18 protein-coding genes are annotated in these 18,741 nt (G+C 67.3%); 6 read left to right on the top strand and 12 right to left on the bottom strand.

Annotated features, from left to right (window positions below; genetic code table 11):
- Positions 1 to 3: 3 nt before the first annotated feature.
- The 6 genes from ACN5KJ_RS09035 to parA all read right to left on the bottom strand — a co-directional run bounded on the left by ACN5KJ_RS09035 (position 4) and on the right by parA (position 6,109).
- Positions 4 to 951 (bottom strand): calcium/sodium antiporter, encoded by a 948-nt coding sequence (locus ACN5KJ_RS09035; protein WP_418593423.1) that lies wholly within the window; start codon positions 949 to 951, stop codon positions 4 to 6.
- A gap of 1 nt (position 952) precedes the next feature.
- On the bottom strand, positions 953 to 1,141 hold the full coding sequence (locus ACN5KJ_RS09040) for a hypothetical protein (RefSeq protein WP_347165838.1): 189 nt from the start codon (positions 1,139 to 1,141) through the stop codon (positions 953 to 955).
- Between the two features lie 3 nt (positions 1,142 to 1,144).
- On the bottom strand, positions 1,145 to 1,939 hold the full coding sequence (locus tag ACN5KJ_RS09045; RefSeq protein WP_347165839.1) for a S49 family peptidase: 795 nt from the start codon (positions 1,937 to 1,939) through the stop codon (positions 1,145 to 1,147).
- A gap of 267 nt (positions 1,940 to 2,206) precedes the next feature.
- Positions 2,207 to 4,396, bottom strand: a complete 2,190-nt coding sequence (locus ACN5KJ_RS09050) for a primosomal protein N' (protein ID WP_418593425.1) — start codon at positions 4,394 to 4,396, stop codon at positions 2,207 to 2,209.
- Positions 4,397 to 4,534: 138 nt separating this feature from the next.
- A complete protein-coding gene (locus ACN5KJ_RS09055) occupies positions 4,535 to 5,377 on the bottom strand; it encodes a DUF6206 family protein (RefSeq protein ID WP_418593427.1) in 843 nt (280 codons plus the stop codon).
- Between the two features lie 90 nt (positions 5,378 to 5,467).
- On the bottom strand, positions 5,468 to 6,109 hold the full coding sequence (gene parA, locus ACN5KJ_RS09060; RefSeq protein WP_206564155.1) for a ParA family partition ATPase: 642 nt from the start codon (positions 6,107 to 6,109) through the stop codon (positions 5,468 to 5,470).
- A gap of 189 nt (positions 6,110 to 6,298) precedes the next feature.
- Here parA and ACN5KJ_RS09065 point away from each other — a divergent pair, with 189 nt between their 5' ends.
- Complete coding sequence (locus tag ACN5KJ_RS09065) at positions 6,299 to 6,961, top strand: hypothetical protein (protein ID WP_418593428.1); 663 nt, start codon at positions 6,299 to 6,301, stop codon at positions 6,959 to 6,961.
- 181 nt (positions 6,962 to 7,142) lie between these two features.
- Here the strand turns inward: ACN5KJ_RS09065 and ACN5KJ_RS09070 are convergent, their stop codons facing one another.
- The 3 genes from ACN5KJ_RS09070 to ACN5KJ_RS09080 form a co-directional block, all read right to left on the bottom strand.
- Positions 7,143 to 9,431 (bottom strand): glycosyl hydrolase family 28-related protein, encoded by a 2,289-nt coding sequence (locus ACN5KJ_RS09070; RefSeq protein ID WP_418593430.1) that lies wholly within the window; start codon positions 9,429 to 9,431, stop codon positions 7,143 to 7,145.
- A gap of 251 nt (positions 9,432 to 9,682) precedes the next feature.
- Positions 9,683 to 10,099 carry a DUF4864 domain-containing protein gene (locus tag ACN5KJ_RS09075; protein WP_418593432.1) on the bottom strand — a complete coding sequence of 139 codons (417 nt, stop codon included), beginning with the start codon at positions 10,097 to 10,099 and terminating at the stop codon, positions 9,683 to 9,685.
- A gap of 83 nt (positions 10,100 to 10,182) precedes the next feature.
- Positions 10,183 to 11,787 (bottom strand): lysine--tRNA ligase, encoded by a 1,605-nt coding sequence (locus ACN5KJ_RS09080; protein ID WP_418593433.1) that lies wholly within the window; start codon positions 11,785 to 11,787, stop codon positions 10,183 to 10,185.
- Positions 11,788 to 11,889: 102 nt separating this feature from the next.
- Between ACN5KJ_RS09080 and ACN5KJ_RS09085 the strand changes: the two genes are divergently transcribed.
- Positions 11,890 to 12,312, top strand: a complete 423-nt coding sequence (locus ACN5KJ_RS09085) for a tellurite resistance TerB family protein (RefSeq protein ID WP_347165846.1) — start codon at positions 11,890 to 11,892, stop codon at positions 12,310 to 12,312.
- A 178-nt stretch (positions 12,313 to 12,490) separates the two neighbouring features.
- A complete protein-coding gene (locus ACN5KJ_RS09090) occupies positions 12,491 to 12,919 on the top strand; it encodes a L,D-transpeptidase (protein ID WP_418593435.1) in 429 nt (142 codons plus the stop codon).
- A gap of 54 nt (positions 12,920 to 12,973) precedes the next feature.
- On the opposite strand, the gene dacB is transcribed toward ACN5KJ_RS09090, so the two are convergent.
- Positions 12,974 to 14,488 (bottom strand): D-alanyl-D-alanine carboxypeptidase/D-alanyl-D-alanine-endopeptidase, encoded by a 1,515-nt coding sequence (dacB, locus tag ACN5KJ_RS09095; protein WP_418593437.1) that lies wholly within the window; start codon positions 14,486 to 14,488, stop codon positions 12,974 to 12,976.
- Positions 14,489 to 14,545: 57 nt separating this feature from the next.
- Positions 14,546 to 15,139: a nicotinate-nucleotide adenylyltransferase gene (locus ACN5KJ_RS09100; protein WP_418593439.1), complete on the bottom strand. Its 594-nt coding sequence runs from the start codon at positions 15,137 to 15,139 to the stop codon at positions 14,546 to 14,548.
- 404 nt (positions 15,140 to 15,543) lie between these two features.
- Between ACN5KJ_RS09100 and ettA the strand changes: the two genes are divergently transcribed.
- From ettA to ACN5KJ_RS09115, 3 genes are all read left to right on the top strand, one after another.
- Positions 15,544 to 17,199, top strand: coding sequence for an energy-dependent translational throttle protein EttA (ettA, locus tag ACN5KJ_RS09105; protein WP_418593441.1), 1,656 nt, complete (start codon positions 15,544 to 15,546; stop codon positions 17,197 to 17,199).
- A 206-nt stretch (positions 17,200 to 17,405) separates the two neighbouring features.
- Positions 17,406 to 17,840: an RbsD/FucU family protein gene (locus ACN5KJ_RS09110; RefSeq protein ID WP_418593442.1), complete on the top strand. Its 435-nt coding sequence runs from the start codon at positions 17,406 to 17,408 to the stop codon at positions 17,838 to 17,840.
- A gap of 157 nt (positions 17,841 to 17,997) precedes the next feature.
- Positions 17,998 to 18,204 (top strand): cold-shock protein, encoded by a 207-nt coding sequence (locus ACN5KJ_RS09115; protein ID WP_023847837.1) that lies wholly within the window; start codon positions 17,998 to 18,000, stop codon positions 18,202 to 18,204.
- Positions 18,205 to 18,266: 62 nt separating this feature from the next.
- Here the strand turns inward: ACN5KJ_RS09115 and ACN5KJ_RS09120 are convergent, their stop codons facing one another.
- Positions 18,267 to 18,740, bottom strand: a complete 474-nt coding sequence (locus ACN5KJ_RS09120) for a DUF2938 family protein (RefSeq protein WP_418593444.1) — start codon at positions 18,738 to 18,740, stop codon at positions 18,267 to 18,269.
- Position 18,741: the final 1 nt, after the last annotated feature.

The following is an 18,741-nucleotide window of genomic DNA, read 5'->3' on the forward strand; positions in this document are numbered from 1 at the left end:
TCCTCAGATCAGTACGAGGGTGACATAGCCCAGATAAAGCGCTGACAAGACCACGCCCCAAAGCCGCGTCAGGTCGCGCTTGAGGAAGACGAAGGGCACCAGCAGCAGCGCCGCCGCGACCATGACACCCAGATCGAAGGCCAGCTCGGGCAGCTCGAAGGGCATGGGGGCGATCAGCGAGGCAATGCCGATGATCGCCAGCAGGTTGAACATGTTCGAGCCGATGACATTGCCCAATGCCACGTCCGCCTGCCTGCGGATGGCCGCCATGACGGTGGTCGCAAGCTCCGGCAGCGAGGTGCCGACCGCCACCAGCGTCAGCCCGATCACCTCGTCCGAGACGTTGAACATGCGCGCGATCTCTGTCGAGGCATCGACCAGCAGGTCGGCGCCCAGCGGCAGGCCGATCAGGCCCAGCAGAAGGAACAGGGCGATCTTCCAGCCCGGCATGCTGGGGTCGGCGCCTTCGGGTTCCTCGAGATCCTCTTCCAGCTGCCCGGCGCGGCGATGCGCCAGGGCCTGGCCGATCTGGTCGAAGAGGATCACCGCAAGCGCCGCCAGCAGGATCAGGCCGGAGATCCAGTCGAAGGTCTCGCGCAGCGCCAGAAGGCAGAACAGCGCCGTGGCGCCCAGCATCTGAAGATAGCTTTTCCGGGTGTTGTGGCCCGAGGTGTGCATGATCGTGATCAGGGCCGGAATGCCCAGCACCATCAGCACGTTGGCGGTGTTCGAGCCGATCACGTTACCCAGCGCGATGCCCGGCGCGTCCATCAGCGCGGCCTGGGTCGAGATCAGCAGCTCGGGCGCCGAGGTGCCGAAGGCGACGATGGTCAGCGACACGATCAGCGCCGGGATCCCGACGCGCAGGCTGAGGTTCACGGCCCCCTTCACCAAAGCGTCACCCGCCAGAAGCAGGATCAGCAGTCCCAGAACAGCGTAGAGGAATACCATGTCAGCCTTTCTTGCCGCAGGGGCAAGGGCCCTTGCCGATCTTGTGTCGCCCGCAGGCGGGGCAGGGGGCGGCGCTCAGCCGGCGGGTGCGGAAACGGTCGATATGCTTCTGTCCCGGAACGCGCAGTTTGCCGAACATCGCGATCACCGCAATGAAAACAAGGAAGAGGGCAACGATCTTTGCCAGCACGCGCTACAGCCCGAAACGCGCGAATTCCGCGCGCTCTTCGATCTCGCCCATGGCGCCCTGCAGGGCCCGCGCCCCGACCCGCGACAGCAGCGGTTTCTTGTGCTCGAAACGGCGGAACTGCACCTTGTCGCCGAAGCGCGCCTTCATCTGCGGCACGAGATGCCCGACGCCATCGGCCAGCCCCTGCTCGACCGCCGCCTGCCCGATCCAGACCTCGCCGGTGAACAGGTCGGGGTTCTCGGCCAGCCTGTCGCCGCGCCGCGCCCGGATCTGCGCGATGAAGGTCTCATGCAGCTGCCCCAGCAGACGGTTCAGCCGCGCCACGTCCTCTTCGCGCTCGGGGCGGAAGGGGTCCAGCATGGATTTCGACCGTCCGGCGGTGTGCACCCGTCGCTCGATCCCCTGCCGCTGCAGGAAGACATGCGCCCCGAAGCCCGCCGAGATCACCCCGATCGAGCCGAGGATCGAACTGGGATCGGCCCAGATCTCATCCGCCGCGCTGGCGATCCAGTAGCCGCCCGAGGCCGCCACATCCTCGACGAAGGCATAGACCGGCACCGTCTTGTCCTCGGACAGGCGCCGGATGCGCGCTCCGATCAGCGAGGACTGCACCGGCGACCCGCCCGGAGAATTGATCTCCAGCGCCACAGCGTCGGGTTTGCCGCGAAACGCCTTTTCCAGCGAATGCGCCACCGACCGGTCGCTCATCGAGGACCGTCCGGCCATGCCGATGGCACCCTGAAGGCGCACCACATGCACCCGCGGCCCGGATTTCACGAAGGGGATCCATTTCTTCATGCCCTGCGATGTAGAGACGCCCCGCGGGCGAAACAAGGCACCCCTCCAAAAGACCCGCCCCTGTGGCCCGCACACCTCGCGTCACCCCCTTGGGCAAGCCGGCCCAAGCCCGCCGAAAACCGCCCCGCCCCGGACTTCTCTGGTCCCGAAAATACCTCGGGGGGGCGCGCGCCGCGCGCGGGGGCAGCGCCCCCGACAGGGGTTTGGGGACGCAGTCCCCAAGAGGGGATGCGCGCCACCGGCGCTCAATCCGAAAGGGTCAGCGCCTCAGAAAAAGCTCTGCGGGTCGATGTCCACGGCCATGCGCAGGTCGCCCTTCAGCGAAACCTGCCCGGTCCATTCCGTCAGCGCGGCCTGCAAGGCCACCCCTTTCGGCGCCTTCACCAGCAGCCGCACCCGGTGGCGCCCGCGCACCCGCGCGATGGGCGCGGCGGCGGGGCCGAAGACCTGCGCGCCGACACGCCGGAGGGCGCCATCGTTCCGCGCCAGGTGATTGCCCAGGTCGAAGACCCGGCCCATGTCCTCGCCCGACAGGATGATCCCCGCCAGCCGCCCGTAGGGCGGCATCCCGGCGGCGCGGCGCTCCTGCGCCTCGGCGGCCCAGAAAGCCTCTTCGTCGCCCGCAAGGATGGCGCGGATCACCGGGTGCTCGGGCTGGTAGGTCTGCAACAGCGCCGCCCCCGGCGCCTCGGCCCGCCCGGCCCGGCCCGCCACCTGCCGCATCAGCTGAAAGGTCCGCTCGGCGGCGCGCAGGTCGCCGCCCTGAAGCCCGAGGTCCGCGTCGATCACCCCCACCAACGTCAGCTTGGGAAAGTTGTGCCCCTTGGCCACCAGCTGCGTGCCGATGATCACATCGGCCCCGCCCTCGGCGATGCTCAGGATCTGCGCCTTCAGCTCGCGCGCCGTGCCGTAGAGATCCGAGGACAGCACCGCGATCCGCGCCTCGGGGAAATGCTCCGCCGCCTCTTCGGCCAGCCGCTCCACCCCCGGCCCCACGGCGGCCAGCGTGTCCTCGGCCTGGCAATGCGGGCAGGTGGTGGGCACGGGCTTGCTCTCCCCGCACTGGTGGCAGACGAGACGTTTCAGAAAGCGGTGCTCGACCATGCGCGCGTCGCAGTGGTCGCAGCCGATCTGCTGCCCGCAGGCCCGGCACAGCGTCACCGGCGCATAGCCCCGCCGGTTGATGAACAAAAGCGCCTGCTCCCCCTTCGCCATGCGCGCCTTGATCGCGTGTTGCAAAGCGGTGGATATCCAGCGGTTCGCCGGCAGTTTTTCGGCCCGCATGTCGAGGCTGCGCATCTCGGGCAGCACGGCGGCGCCGAAGCGGGCGTTGAGGGTCAGGCGCTTGTATTTGCCCGCGTCGGCATTGGCCCAGCTTTCCAGGGAGGGCGTGGCCGAGGCCAGCACCACCTGCGCGCCGAGGATCGAGGCCCGCAGCACCGCCATGTCGCGGGCGTTGTAAAGGACACCCTCCTCCTGCTTGTAAGAGGTGTCGTGTTCCTCGTCGACGACGATCAGCCCGAGGTCCCGGAACGGCAGGAACAGCGCCGAGCGTGCGCCGACCACCACCTGCGCCTGCCCCTCGGCGACCATCTTCCAGACCCGGCGGCGTTCGGTCAGGGTGACGCCGGAATGCCATTCGGCAGGCCGCGCGCCGAACCGTGCCTCGACCCGGGTCAGGAACTCTGCCGAGAGCGCGATCTCGGGCAGAAGCACCAGCGCCTGCCGGTGCTGCCGCAGGGCCTCCGCCACCGCCTCGAGGTAGACCTCGGTCTTGCCGGAGCCGGTGACGCCCTTCAGCAGCACGGTCTCGTAACCGCCCGCCCGCTGCCCCGCCCGCAGGCTTTCGGCGGCGGCGGACTGGTCGTCGGTCAGGGCCTTGCCGCCGTGGTCGGGGTCGAGCAGCGGAAAGGGCGTGTCGCGCGGGCTTTCCTCCTCGAGAATGGCGCCGGACTTCACCAGCCCCTTGACCACTGAGGACGTGACCCCCGCCGCCTCGGCCAGCTCGTTCAGGGTCAGCGACAGGCCGCCCATCTCGGCGGCGGCCTCCAGCACCCGGGTGCGGGCGTCGGTCATGCGGTCGGGGGTGCCCTGGCCCAGCCGGTAGACCCTGCGCATCGAGGGCGGATCGCCCAGCCCCGGCGCCCGCGTGGCCAGCCGCAGCATGGCGGGCATCGGGGTCAGCGTGTAGGCCCCGGCCTTTTCAAGGAAGGCGCGCATCTCGTCGCGCATCGGCGCCGCATCCAGCACCCGGATCACCGAGCGCACCTTGGACAGGTCGAAATCGCCGCGCCCCGGCCCCCAGACCACGCCCAGCACCTTGCGCGGCCCCAGCGGCACCTCGACGAAGGCGCCCAGATGGCAGCCGCCCTCGGGCGCGCGGTAGTCGAGCGGGCGGTCGAGCGGCTGGGTGGTCAGCACGCCGATCAGCGCACCGGGGTCGAAGTAGGAGGTCACGGGCAGCGGTCCACGAAGCTTGGACCAAAGGGGTACGCCAGCGCGCCCGCGAATCCAAGCGCCGAGCGGGGCGCCGAGCGGGGCGCCGAAATCTTGCAAAGATTTCGGACCGTTTTCTTTCCAAGAAAACGCCGCGCCTCAGACGTTGGGTTCGCCCTGAAGCCCCAGCAGCTTGCGGAAACCGGTCCAGTATCCCGGCAGCTTCGGCGTCTCGGTCATGCCCGCCAGCGCCTCCTCGGCCCAGGGCGCCATCTCGCGTCGCGCGAAATCGCGCCCCCAGTCGAGATAGGCCTGCGCATCCCCGGGCCGCAGGCGGCAGGCCGATCCCACCAGCCCCACCAGCGTCTCGGGTGGCGAGTACCATTCGTCCTGAATGCCGGTCACGCGGGCGCGCATCAGCGGCCCCACGACCCGCATCAGCCGCTTTTCCGAGAAGGTCAGCAACATGCGCCCCATCTCGTCGCGCGAATAATGGATCAGCGGCGGGAAGGTGTCGAAGAAGACCGCCGCGCCGTCCCGGATCGCGAAGTTGCGGATCGAGGGATGGAAGCCGATGCGCGTCTCCTGCCCCTCGGCCCAGTGCCAGAAGCGGGCGATGACCTGACCGGCGGCCTCCATCATCGCCAGCGTCTCGGGCAAAGGCTGCGCCTGCATCAGCGGGCGCATCAGGCTGTCCACCGGCAGCGCCTCCTGCACGATGACGGGGACCGAGGCGCCCTCCATCTCCAGCAGGTGGAAGGCCGTTTCCGGCATCGGCACGCCACCGGCCAGCAGAGCGGCGACGTAATCTTCGTGGCAGTCGCGCAGGCGCTCGGCCATGGCGCGGTCGGTCAGGCCCCGGTAGACCTTGATCACCCGGTCGCTGAAGGGCCCCTCGGCGGGCCGGAAGGGCGCGCAGAAGTAGCCCAGCCGGGAAATGGTCTGCCCGCGCGCCGCGCTGTCGGCGCGGATCAGCGCGGCAAGCGCATCGAGGTCCGTCATGTCAGCTCTCCTTCGCCGGCCTGCCCGCCCCGTCTGCCTTCACCGCAGCCCACGGGACCGGTCCGCACCGGCCTTTCCTGGCTTCGGGGCTTACCCCAGCCCCAGCCGCTCCGCCACCTCGGAAACCAGCGCAGCCACCTCGTCGCGGGCCGGGGTCCGCGCGCCTTCTTGCGCGCACAGCCCCTTGCCCAGTGCCTCGGCATAGCCCACGCGATGCGCCAGCGAGGCCTGTGCCACCTCTGCCCCCAGCTTGGTCGCCGCCTCGGTGACCTCGGCCCCCAGCCGCGTGCCGCTGCGGGTGCGGTTCATCACCAGCAGCGTGTCGCGGCCCTCGCGGTTGGCCAGATCCAGCACGCCCTCGGTCGCCCACAGGTCGACATGGCTGACGGAAACCGGCACCACCACCAGATCCGCCACCCGCAGGGCGGGGCGCAGATCGCTGTCCGCCTTGGGCGGCGTGTCGATGATGACGATGTCATTGGCGGCGGAAAGCTTGCGGCACTCGTAAGAGATGCCCCAGGCCGAGGAGGTGGCGAAGTCCAGCCCCTCGCAGGCCTCCGGCGTGGCCTCGACCCGGGTCATGAACCAGCGCCCAAGGCTGCCCTGCGGATCAAGGTCCACCAGCGCAACCGTCAGGCCCCGCGCCCGAAATCCGATGGCGAGATGTGCGGCCAGCGTTGTCTTGCCGCTGCCGCCCTTCTGCTGCGCCACCGTGATCACCCGTCCTGCCATGCTGCACCCCTCGCCAGTCCTTGCGTCACCTTGCACCGAGCTGCCCCGCTCTGCCAGCCCCCGTGACACGACACCGGGCCTTCGGCGCCGCGGCACTTCTGTCGGCGCAACCGGGTGATCGATGCTTAACCCTGCGTTAACCGGGATGACCCCACAATGATGGCCCACCCGGACCGCGGGGCCGCCCCCATGCGACTGCTTGCCGCCTGCCTGTTTCTTATGCTTTCCACCACATCCGCCCTGCCCGGCGCATGGCCGCGCGAGCGCGGCGCGGGCTTCGCCTCTGCCGATGCCCGGCTGTCCTGGCCGCAGGACGTGGCGCACCGCTGGCACGAGAATGCGTTCCAGCAGTATTACACCCTATACGTGGAATACGGGCTGACCGACCGCTGGACGCTGGGGCTGGATCTTGGGCGCTCCGTTTCCGGCGATGGCAAGACGGTGGTCTTCCTGCAGTACCCGCTGCGCAACCGGGAGCGTGGCCTTCAGGCCACCGCGCAACTCGGCTTTGGCAAGATCTCCGGAAAGACGGTCCTCCGGCCCGGGCTGGCACTCGGCTGGGAGCTGCCGAAGGGCTGGCTCAGCGCCGAATCCGTCGCCGAGATCCGCACCGACAGCGGCCTGACCGACCTGAAGCTTGATCTGACATGGGGGGTGACCTTCGACAGCGGCACGAAGTGGATCATGCAGCTTCAGACCGGGCGGCCCTGGGCTTCGGAGGAATTCGCCCGCGCCGCGACCTCTGTGGTGGTGCCCCTGCGAGGGCAGCTCAGCGTCGAGGCCGGCGTCACATGGGGGTTGCACACCGACGAAAACCTGGGCGTGAAACTGGGTCTGTGGAAAGTGTTCTGAGGTGTGCCGCCGGACAGGTTCGCCGGGGCGCGACACAGAACGGACCGCGCCCGGCCCCCGTGGAGCCGTCGCCCCCCGTCGCCATGCAGCGGCCCCCGCGCCAAGGGCAACAGTCCGGCGCCGCGCGGCTGCGCAACCGGGCCCGGCGCAAAGCCGCCGGACCCGTCCCGATACGCTGCCGTCAGCGGTCCACGCGGATGCTGAGGGTCACGTCCCCAAGCATCGGTTCCGGCCAGACCACGTTGACCCTGTCCCTGCCCGCGCCCTGTTCCGCCTGCGTGTAGGGCATGTGGTACCTGGAGATATTGGCCGAGTCGCGCGGACGGGTGGTGGTCACAAGGCCTTCGACCCCCATCGCGTAGCCGTTGAACGGCAGGCGGTTGTCGGTATCGACCTCCCAGACAGTCGCATGGGTGTTCTGGTCGTGATCCACCCGCAGCGGGTTCTTCGCGCCGTATTCGATATTGTGGTAGGTGTTGCCCGCAAAGCTGACGCTGCGCATCTTGGCAAAGTCCAGCGGCGCGTAAGAGGTATCCACCCGCTCGACCCGGTTGATGTAGGTCCCCACGCAGCGGAAGGTGTTCCCCGAGACGTTCAGGCCGTTGATGTAATGCCCGGTGCCGTAGGGCTTCACGACGATATGGCTGAACCATGGCGCGCAATCCGACGACAGCATCACGTTGTTGGTGATCGACAGGCCCGCGAAGCCGAAGCCGCCGCTGAAATCCGGCTCGGGCTCACGCTCGTTGGTCCATTCGATGCTGCAATTGTCGACGTAGTTGCCGGTGATCTGCGTGTTGCAGGCGCGCAGGGTCAGCACGATCCCCGCCGTGCGCCCGCCGTTGTTGGACGCGCCGCCCTGGAAGAAGTGGTTGCCCATGATCGTGTTATGCGCGCCGCTCATGACGACGAAGTGCCGGAACTGCGAGGCCCGGCAGGAGCGGATCTTCACGTCGTTGGCGTTGACGTTCATGGCGACGGTGGTGCGGTCCTGCACCTCGGCCCCGCCCTCGGTCGAGATGAACTGGCAGAGGTCGACCAGAAGGCCCTGACAGCCGTCCCCGATCGAGGTGATGCCGCGCTGCGCGGGCCGGTTGAAGACGCAGTTCCGGATCACGTTGACCGCCCCGATGGGCGCCAGAGCAAGACCCGAGGCATAGCCCTGACACTGGAACTCCAACCCCTCCAGCTCGAAGACGTTGATGCGCTCGAACCCGGTGAAATCCAACAGGTACTTGAAGCGCGTAAAGGTGTAGCTCTGGGTGCCGACCGCGTCGGACAGCGGCTGTGACAGGGTGATCTCCTGCGCGGCGACGTTGACGGACCGCACGTAGACCTCGCGGCCGACACCGGCCCCGGTGATCAGCGCCCCGACCGGTACGTTGGCGGCATTCGTGACATTGGTCAGGCGCCAGTTGTTGCTGGCCGAATAGGTCGCGGTGCTGGTCACCACCTCCGGGGTCCAGTTGCCGGTGTTCTCGGCGCGCAACTGGCCGTTGCGGATGACACGGCGCTGCGCATAGCTGGTGCGGTTGGGCACGCAGGCGGCAAGGTCGATGGGCGCGGTCACCGAGATCCGCCGCCCGCCAAGGTCGAGGCTTTCGGCATCGGCGCCGTTCATCAGCGACTGCACCGCCTTCTTGAAGGCAAGTTCCTCGTCCCCGAAGGCCTCGATATAAGTGGCGATGTCGAAGTTCTTGGTCAGGTTCAGCACCGCGGCGGTGGGCATGCTGACCGTGCCCTCGAAAGTGATCGGGTTGTAGATCGACACCGTCTCGGCCAGCCGGTAGGTGCCTGCCGACACAAGGATACGCCGCCCGTTGGCGTCCGCGTCCGCCGCCTCGAAGGCCGCCGAATCGTCGGTGGTCCCGTCGCCCACGGCGCCGTAATCGCGCACGTCGACCCAGTTCATCATCCTCCGCAGGAAGGCCCCCGTGACGTCCTCGATGACGATGTCGTCGACCCGCACCACGCCGCCGTTCGGGCCGGTCAGGTCGATGCCGAAATGGCCATAGGCCGCGTCAGAGCCCCAGACCAGGTCGACGCCCTCGCGGTTGCCCGCGCCGACGATGGCACTGACCTCGACCACCGCGCCATAGCTGGCCAGCGCCACCGCGTCGCCGGTGGTGTCGACGCCGGGCACCGCAGAGCCGTTCGACCGCGCCGCATAGCCCGCGATCCGGACAGAGGGCAGCGCGCCCGCCACCGCCTTGACCCGCGCGGTCACGCGCAGGTAGCAGCCGGTGGGCAGCGGTGTCTGCCCCATGAAGCGCAATTTCTGCACCGACGCGGTCTTCTGGATTTCGAGGCAGCCGCCGAAATCCGCGTCCGCCGGGACAAAGGCCGCCGTGGCGAGACTGGCGTAGGTGTCGGACCCCGGCACCCCGTCGCCCCGCGACCATTGGCCAAGGTTGGTGCCTGAAAACGCCTGAGGCATGAAGACCAGCCCGTCGGTGATCGCCTTGTTCATCCTGATCCCTTTCCCAAGAAGGGGCGCGGAGGCCCCGGTCGGGACGGGGAAGTATCAACGGGTTGTTAACGCTCCTGAACCGGACCGCGCGGCGCCCCGGATGGGCACGCAACGCCCATGGCAAGCGGCGCGACAGGGCTGCCGGTCCCGCAGGTCAGTATGAAAGCGATGGCGCAGGCCGCACAGGCAGGGCGCGGGGTCGATGCCACGCAAAGCGGGCGAGCGTCAGGGGAGGGCCGGACCCTACGCGCTCAGGCCGAAATGCCGGGCGCCGGGACCACCCGCACCCCGGCGATGCGCCAGTCCCCGAGAAGGTCCTGCATCTGGTACTCCAGCACGAACTGCCGCCCGGCCCTGTCCGTGACCAGCACACGCTGCCAGAGGAAGCCCCCGATCTCGCGCAGATCGCCGTATTCCACGGCGCCGGGCCGCCAGACCATCGGGTAGCCCTGCCGCACCATCGCACCAAAGGTCTCGGGCGTGCGGAACATCCGGCGAATGTTGGGCGCCGCGAATTCGAAGGCCGCGCCGACGTCATCCGCCATGAAGGCGTCAAGCTGGCCCTGGATGGTGTCGCGAATGGCGGGGTCGGGCTTTAGCACATCCTGTGCGAAGGCCGCCCCGGCCAGTATCACCCCCGCAAGGGTGCCAAGGAAAAGACGTCTCATGCGGTGTCCTCCTGTCTGGTGGCGGAAAGCTAGCCCGCTTTCCGCCCCGATCCAGAAGGCACGCCTGACGACGCGTCAGAGTTTCAGCCGGCGGTGTCTTCCGGCGTCTCCGTCACCAGATCGCCGGCCAGCCCCTTGCCGATCAGCGCGACGGTCTCGGTCACGCCGTAAAGCGCGATGAACCCGCCGAAGCGCGGCCCCTGCGACTGTCCCAGCAGCACTTCGTAAAGCGCCTTGAACCAGTCGCGCAGCGGCTCGAACCCGTGGTCCTTGCCCACGGCGAAGACCAGCGATTGCAGGGTCTCGTCGTCGGTCTCGCCCTCGTGCGCGGTCAGGCGCGCGGCCAGATCCTCCATCGCCGCGCGCTCCTTCTCGTCGGGCGCGCGGAAGACCTTGGCGGGCTTCACGAAGTCCTCGTAGTACTTCACCGCATAGCCCGCCGCCGCGTCGAGGTCGGGATGCGTCTCGGGCGTGGCATCGGGCGCGTAGCGCCGGATGAAGCCCCACATCGCCTCGGTATCCTCGGCCCCCGCCGCGCTGGCGAGGTTCAGAAGCATCGAGAAGGGCACCACCATCTTCGATTCAGGCACGTCGCCGTTGTGGATGTGCCAGACCGGGTTGTTCAGCTGCGCCGCCAGATCCTGCGTCGGATAGGCCCGCAGCTGCTGGTGATACTCGTCCATCGCCTTGGGGATGACGTCGAAATACAGCCGCTTCGCCGTCTTCGGCTTGAGGAACATGAAATAGGACAGCGACTCGGTCGAGGCATAGGTCAGCCACTCGTCGATCGAGATGCCGTTGCCCGTGGTCTTCGAGATTTTCTGCCCCTTGTCGTCGAGGAACAGCTCGTAGGTGAAATGTTCCGGCGCCTTCTCGCCCAGTGCCCGGCAGATGCCGTCGTAGATCGGCGTATTGGTCGAGTGATCCTTGCCGTACATCTCGAAATCGACGCCAAGCGCCGCCCAGCGGGCACCGAAGTCCGGCTTCCATTGCAGTTTGACGTTGCCGCCGGTCACCGGCAGCACCCACTCGCGGCCCTCTTCGTCGTCGAAGGTGATCTCGCCCTTTGCCGCATCGACGTGCTTGATCGGCACATAAAGCACGCGGCCCGTTTCCGGGTGGATCGGCAGGAAGATCGAATAGGTCGCCGCGCGCTCGTCCCGCAGCGACTTCAGCATGATCTTCATCAGGTCGTCATAACGCTCGGCGGCGCGCAGCAGGATCTCGTCGAACTGGCCCGAGGCATAGAACTCGGTGGCCGAGTAGAACTCGTAGTCGAAGCCGAAGGTGTCGAGGAAGCGCCGCAGCATGGCGTTGTTGTGATGGCCGAAGGACTCATGTGTGCCGAAGGGATCGGGCACCTTGGTCAGCGGCTTCTGAAGGTGCTCGCGCAGCATGTCCTGCTGCGGCACGTTGCCGGGCACCTTGCGCATGCCGTCCATGTCGTCGGAAAAACAGATCAAACGCGTCGGAATATCCGACAGCAGCTCGAAGGCGCGGCGGATCATCGTCGTGCGCAGCACCTCGCCGAAGGTGCCGATATGCGGCAGCCCAGAGGGGCCATAGCCCGTCTCGAACAGGACGTGCCCCTTGTCGGGCGGCGCCTTTTCATAGCGTTTCAGGATGCGGCGCGCCTCTTCGAAAGGCCAGGCTTTCGCAGTCATCGCGGCGTCGCGCAGATCGGACATCTCTTGAAACTCCATAGGGGATTGCGCGCGCTTCCTATTGCGGCAGGGGTGCGGCGTCAATAAATTGCGGGGCAAGGACACAAGACCCAAAGGCCCGAGACCATGACCGACACCGCCCACCCGCTCAGCCCGCAGGACTGCCTTGTCGCGCTGATGATCGCCGTATCGGCCTCGGATGAGAACCTGCGCACCGCCGAATTGGTCAAGATCGACTCGACCGTCAACCTTCTGCCGATCTTCGCCGAATACGACGCGGACCGGGTCAAGAGCATGGCCAGCCTGGTCTTCGACCTGTTCGAGCAGGAGGACGGCCTCGACACCCTTTTCGGCCTGATCCGCGACAACCTGCCCACGCGCCTGTTCGAAACCGCCTACGCGATGGCCTGCGACGTCGCCGCCGCCGATGGCACCCTGAACGAATCGGAATTGCGCCTGCTGGAAGAGATTCGCTACGAACTGGACATCGACCGGCTTCACGCTGCCGCGATCGAACGTGGGGCACGCGCACGGCACCTGCCGGCTTGACAAGCATGATTCCGGGGCGATTCCCGGACCGGATCGGTGCAGGATTTCAACACCGTAGCAATTTGTGGCCGGAAAGGTCCGGAATCCCGGACTGACCGGCGGGCTTTCGCGCTGTACTCTCCCCTAGGCACTTTTTCGCCGATGCTGCCACATCGACGCAAACCCTGGAGGGACAGATATGAAACGACTGATCGCCGCCGCCTTCGGCGCGGCCATGCTGGTGATGTCTCCGGACGCCTCTGACGCTGCGGCGCTTGTCGCCAAGGTCGACATTTCTTCGCAGACCATGACCGTGATCCACAATGGCAAGATCGCCTACCGCTGGCCGGTCTCGACGGCGCGGTCGGGCAAGTGGACGCCGCGCGGGACCTGGTCGGCGAAGTGGCTGTCGCGCTACCACAAGTCATCGCTCTACAATAACGCGCCGATGCCCTACTCGATCTTCTTCAACGGCAATTACGCGATCCACGGGACCAACCAGATCAGCGGCCTTGGCCGCCCGGCCTCTGCCGGTTGCGTGCGCCTGCACCCGGAACATGCCGCCGTGCTCTTCGGCCTGACCCAGCAGGTCGGCAAGAACAACATGCGCGTGGTGATACAGAACTGACCCCATCGGGACGGGCAGCGGCCCGCCTCGTCACATCCGGCGTCAGGCGGGGCCTCAGGCCGCGTACATCACGCCCCAGCGCTCGATCAGCGCCTGTTGCAGGGTCTTCGCCCGCACGTTCCACGAGTTCCCGCCCTCGGGACGCTCGCGCTGCGCCATCGGCAGCGCCTCGCGCCGCGCCACGTCGGCGCAGAAGATCGCAAAGACCAGCTCTGTCCCGTCCGGCAGATCGACGAAGCCCGCAAGACCGCTGACGAAATTCAGCGTGCCGGTCTTCGCATGCACCTTCAGCGGATGGTCCTCGACCACGCGCCGCTGACTGTCCCGCATGGTGAAGGGCTTCAGCAGCGGCTTCAGCTCCAGCAGAGGCCGCACCGTCTTGAGCGCCAGCATCATGTCAAGCGCGCTGGCCCGGCTGTCGCCGCCAAGGCCCGAGTGATCGACCAGCGCGACCTCGACGGCACCGATCCGCTCTTTCGCCCAGGCGTTCATCTCTGCCGCCGAGGCCTTCAGCGTCTCGGGCACCTGCCCCAGGCGCGCCTTGCTCGCCGCCATGCCGACGGCCTCCGCCGTCAGGTTGGTCGACCACTTGAGCATGTCCTGCAGGATCACCCGCAGCGGCGCGCTGTCCTGCGTGGCCACGACCTCGGCGCCCTCGGGCAGGGCCGTCACCGGCACCGGCGCGTTCAGGGAAATCCCCTGCGTGCGCGCGAAGGTCTGGAAGACCTCGCCGGCGTAAAGCTCTGGCTTGCGGACCGGCAGCCAGCGCGATCCGCCATCACCCAGCGCGCCGCGGGCCACGGTCCAGTCGTCGCGGCCCTCGTGGTCGTCGTAGGTGTAGACCGGCAGGCTGCGGGCCACCACGTCCATCCGCGCGAACTGTACAGAGGGCCGATGCGCCGCCGTCCGCGCATCCATGTTGACCACGTAGCCGGACCCGTTGCGGCGCCACTCGAAATGCACACGGTTGTAGTTCAGGTTCAGCCCCGAGACCGCCGGGCTGTAGCCCACATGCGGCGGCTGTTCGGTGTCGATCTCGGGCGCAAAGGCCAGCGCCCCGCCCCAGACCCGGAACTCTCCCAGCACGCTGGTGACCCCCGCCGCCTTCATGCTGGCCGCCAGCGCCGCAAGGCCGTCGGTGTCAAGCGTCGGGTCGCCGCCGCCCGCAAGGATCAGGTCGCCCTGAACGATGCCGTCCTTGATCCCGCCGGTTGCAAGGATCCGCGTTTCGAAACGGTACTCCGGGCCCAGCACGTCCAGCGCATAAGAGGCCGTCAGCGCCTTGGCCACGCTGGCCGGGGGCAGGCCCGTCGCGGGGGAATGCTCTTCCAGCAGAAGCCCGGTCTGCATATTGGCCACCGCATAGCTGACCTCTGCATTCGCCCCCAGCCGCGCCTTGGCGATCAGTTCCTCACCAGTGGCCTGGTTGCGCCTGAGCAGATCGTCCGCGCGCCCGACCGGACGCAGCGAGGTCGCAGGCGCGGCAGACTCCGCGCGCACAGAGTTTGCGGTAAGGATCAGGGCCAGCGCCCCACCCAGCATGCCGCGTCTAGATATCCCGTCGCTCATACCGCCGATCTAAGCGATTCCCGCGCCATACGGCAACCGATCCTTGCGGGGGCCCGATCACTTCTCGGCAAGGGCGCCCTCGTCCCGGCTCCACAGCCCCGAGGCCCGCAGCGCCGAAGAACTCACGTCCAGCATCGGCATGTTGAGAAAGCACCATGCCGGGGTCTCGCTGGTCGGCAGGCGCCGTGCCGCATGGGCCGGAAGCTGTGCGGCGCGATAGATCCGGGCGGCGACGGAATTGCGCGCCGCGCGGCGCATGCCCGGTCGGGCAAGGACACCGACCGGCACGCTGGCAAAGATGCTGTGCCAATCCTCCCAACGGTGGATCTGCACAAGATTGTCGGCCCCCATCAGCCATGTGAACCGCACCGTCGGGTGCCGCGCCCGCAGCGCAGACAGGCTTTCCGCCGTGAAGCGGGTGCGGTTGCGCGCCTCGAAGTCGCTGACGGCGATTCGCGGGTGGTCGATCATCGCCCGGGCGGCCTGCATGCGGCGCATCATCGACGCGGGGGCATCGGGCTTCAGCGGGTTGCCCGGGGACACCAGCCACACGACACGGTCCAGCCCGAAGCGTTTCAGGGCTTCGCGTGACAGGTGCAGGTGCCCCGCGTGGGGGGGATCGAAGCTGCCGCCAAGCAGACCGACGGTCATACCCGGTGCCAGTACCCCAGCTGCAAGGCCTTCGCGCACAAGACGTCTCCTCAAGGGCCGTCCGGGACGTCATTGAACCGGGCAAGGCCGGTGCCTTGGGTACGAAGCCGCGCATCCGAAGGCAAGCACAGAGCATGGACCCGGCGTCCCGGGGTTGCGCGTCCGGGCGCGCCGCGCTTTGCCCCCGGCGCAATGGCAGAGGACAATGTCGGCTGCGATCCCGGCCAGCCGGTCGGCAAGGGCCGCTGCCCAACTGCCCCGAACGACCGTCAAGCACCTGGCTTTCCTCGCAAAATCAGGACCAAAGACGGCCCCGGCAGCGGCTCGGTCCCGCCGCAGCATTGCGCCCGCACAGCCCTTGAGATACTCCGCAGCAAACCGGCACAGATTTGCGGAGCGATATCATGGCCTCTTACCAGTATGTCTACCACATGGACGGGGTGTCCAAGACCTATCCGGGTGGCAAGAAGTGCTTTGAAAACATCCGCCTAAGCTTCCTGCCCGGCGTCAAGATCGGTGTCGTCGGCGTCAACGGCGCGGGTAAGTCGACCCTGATGAAGATCATGGCCGGCATGGACAAGGACTTCACCGGCGAGGCATGGGCCGCAGAGGGCGCCAAGGTCGGCTACCTCCCGCAGGAACCGCATCTCGACGAGACGCTGACGGTGCGCGAAAATGTCATGCTGGGCGTCGCCGAGAAGAAGGCGATCCTCGACAAGTACAACGAACTGGCGATGAACTACTCGGACGAGACCGCCGAGGAGATGGCCCAGCTGCAGGACAAGATCGACGCCGAGAACCTCTGGGATCTCGACAGCCAGATCGACGTCTCGATGGAGGCGCTGCGCTGCCCGCCGGACGACGCCAACGTCGCGACCCTCTCGGGCGGTGAACGCCGCCGCGTGGCGCTGTGCAAGCTGCTGCTCGAAGCGCCCGACATGCTGCTGCTCGACGAACCGACCAACCACCTCGACGCCGAGACCATCGCCTGGCTGCAACAGCACCTGATCGACTACAAGGGCACGATCCTGATCGTCACCCACGACCGTTACTTCCTCGACAGCATCACCGGCTGGATCCTCGAACTGGATCGCGGTCGCGGCATCCCCTACGAGGGCAACTATTCCTCGTGGCTGGAACAGAAGGCCAAGCGGCTGGAACAGGAAGCCCGCGAGGACAAGGCCAAGCAGAAGACGCTGGAGCGCGAACTGGAATGGATGCGGCAGGGCGCCAAGGCGCGCCAGTCGAAGTCCAAGGCGCGTATTCAGGCCTATAACGAGATGGCCTCGAAGTCCGAGCGCGAAAAGCTGTCGCGCGCCCAGATCATCATTCCCAACGGCCAGCGCCTGGGCTCGAAGGTGATCGAGGTCGAGGGTCTGAAGAAGGCCATGGGCGACAAGCTTCTGATCGAGGACCTGTCCTTCTCGCTGCCGCCGGGTGGCATCGTCGGCGTCATCGGCCCCAACGGCGCGGGCAAGTCGACGCTGTTCAAGATGCTGACCGGCAAGGAAGAACCCGACGCCGGGACGGTGGAACTGGGCGACACGGTGCAGCTGTCCTACGTCGACCAGTCGCGCGACGACCTGAACCCCGACGACACCGTCTGGCAGGCGATTTCCGGCGGCGCCGAGGTGATCAAGCTGGGCGATGCCGAGCAGAACAGCCGCGCCTATTGCGGCGCCTTCAACTTCAAGGGCGGCGACCAGCAGAAGAAGGTCGGCCTGCTCTCGGGTGGTGAACGCAACCGCGTCCACATGGCGCGCCTGCTGAAGGAAGGCGGCAACGTCATCCTGCTCGACGAACCGACCAACGACCTCGACGTGGAAACCCTGCGTGCACTGGAAGACGCCCTTGTCGACTTCGCCGGCTGCGCCGTGGTGATCTCGCACGACCGCTTCTTCCTCGACCGGATCTGCACCCATATCCTCGCCTTCGAGGGCGAGGCCCATGTGGAATGGTTCGAGGGCGCCTTCTCGGACTACGAAGAGGACAAGAAGCGCCGCCTGGGCGCCGATGCCCTGGAACCCAAGCGCCTGAAGCACAAGAAGTTCACGCGCTGAGCAAAAAAGCGGCCCGACCCGGACAGGGATCGGGCCAGCCCCCTGCGGCAGAGATGCAAGGCCAGGGCCGCCCGTCGCCCTGCCGCAGGCCACCGGGCGGAACGCGCCTTCGATCCTTGCCGGGCGCCGCCCACGCAGAAGGTTGGACCCGCCCGCCCGGCGCTTTATCCCTTGCCTAACGCCGCCGCCCGCGTTCACATGCCGCCATGCTGCACCACATCCCCGCCCTGCTCTCCCCCGATCTCCTGAAAACCCTGGCCGAGATGGGCCACGGCGACGAGATCGTCATCGGAGACGCCAATTTCCCCGCCCACGCCATGGGCCGGCGCGTTCACCGCATGGACGGAATTTCCGCCACCGAAGCTGCAAAAGCGATCCTCCACCTGCTGCCGCTCGACAGCTTTGTCGAGGCCAATGCGCATGTCATGCAGGTGGTCGGCGACGCGACGGCCAGCCCGCCGATTTTCGCAGAGTTTCAGGCCCTTGTGGATGCAGCCGACAATCCCGCGCCGATCGCGCGGCTGGAACGCTTCGCCTTCTACGAACGCGCCCAAAAGGCTTTTGCCGTGGTGCAGACCGGCGAATTCCGGCTCTACGGCAACCTGATCCTCACCAAGGGTGTGATCGGCGCCGCACCTTGACCCTTGCTCCGAATCACGGAACCTGCGATATACCACACCGCTACGTTACCAGATTCGCCTTCCTGTCTGCCTTTCACGGCGACAGAGCTCCGATTTTGCTCTGACCTACGCCGACCCGCAGCATCCCGCGTGCGGACCACAGACAGGAGTTCTCACGATGGCCACCGGCACCGTGAAATGGTTCAACACCACCAAAGGCTACGGCTTCATTCAGCCCGAAGATGGCGGCAAAGACGTGTTCGTGCACATCTCCGCCGTTGAGCGTTCGGGCCTGACCGGCCTCCAGGACAACCAGAAGGTTTCCTACGAACTGCAGTCCGGCCGCGACGGCAAAGAGTCCGCGGGCAACCTCGAACTGCTCTGAGCGGTTCACAGGCGACTGAATACGAAGGGCGGGTCTGATCCCGCCCTTTTTCATGCGCCCTTCTAGTAGAACAGCAGGGCCGTGACCCACATCCCCAGCGCAAAAACCGTATGCGCCAGCAGGCCCAGCACGCGGGTCCGGGCCGGGCTTGGGGTGCGCGAGGCCGCCCAGCCGGCGCCGATCGCCGGTTGCAGCAGGAACCAGCCCGCCGCGATGGTCAGGATGCCGAAGATCCAGACCGGAACGAAGCTGGGCTCCGCGATCCAGTCGCGTCCGGCAAGCACCGCGAAGACCACGCCATAGACCACGCCGACCGCGTAGTGAAACACCCAGCCCACCGCCAGCTCGCCCTGTGCCGGGGCGACCCGGTCGAAATCGTCGTGGAACACCCGCTCTTGCAGGTTGAGAACCCAGCGCCCGACCCGCGCCCAGTTCGCCAGCGGCAACCCGAAGAGCCGGTTCAGCAACAGCGCCCAGAGGTCCATCGCCAGAGTGCCGCCGAGGCCCATCAATACGCCCGCAAGGATCACGCCCATC

Source organism: Ponticoccus sp. (in: a-proteobacteria) (genome assembly GCF_048381735.1).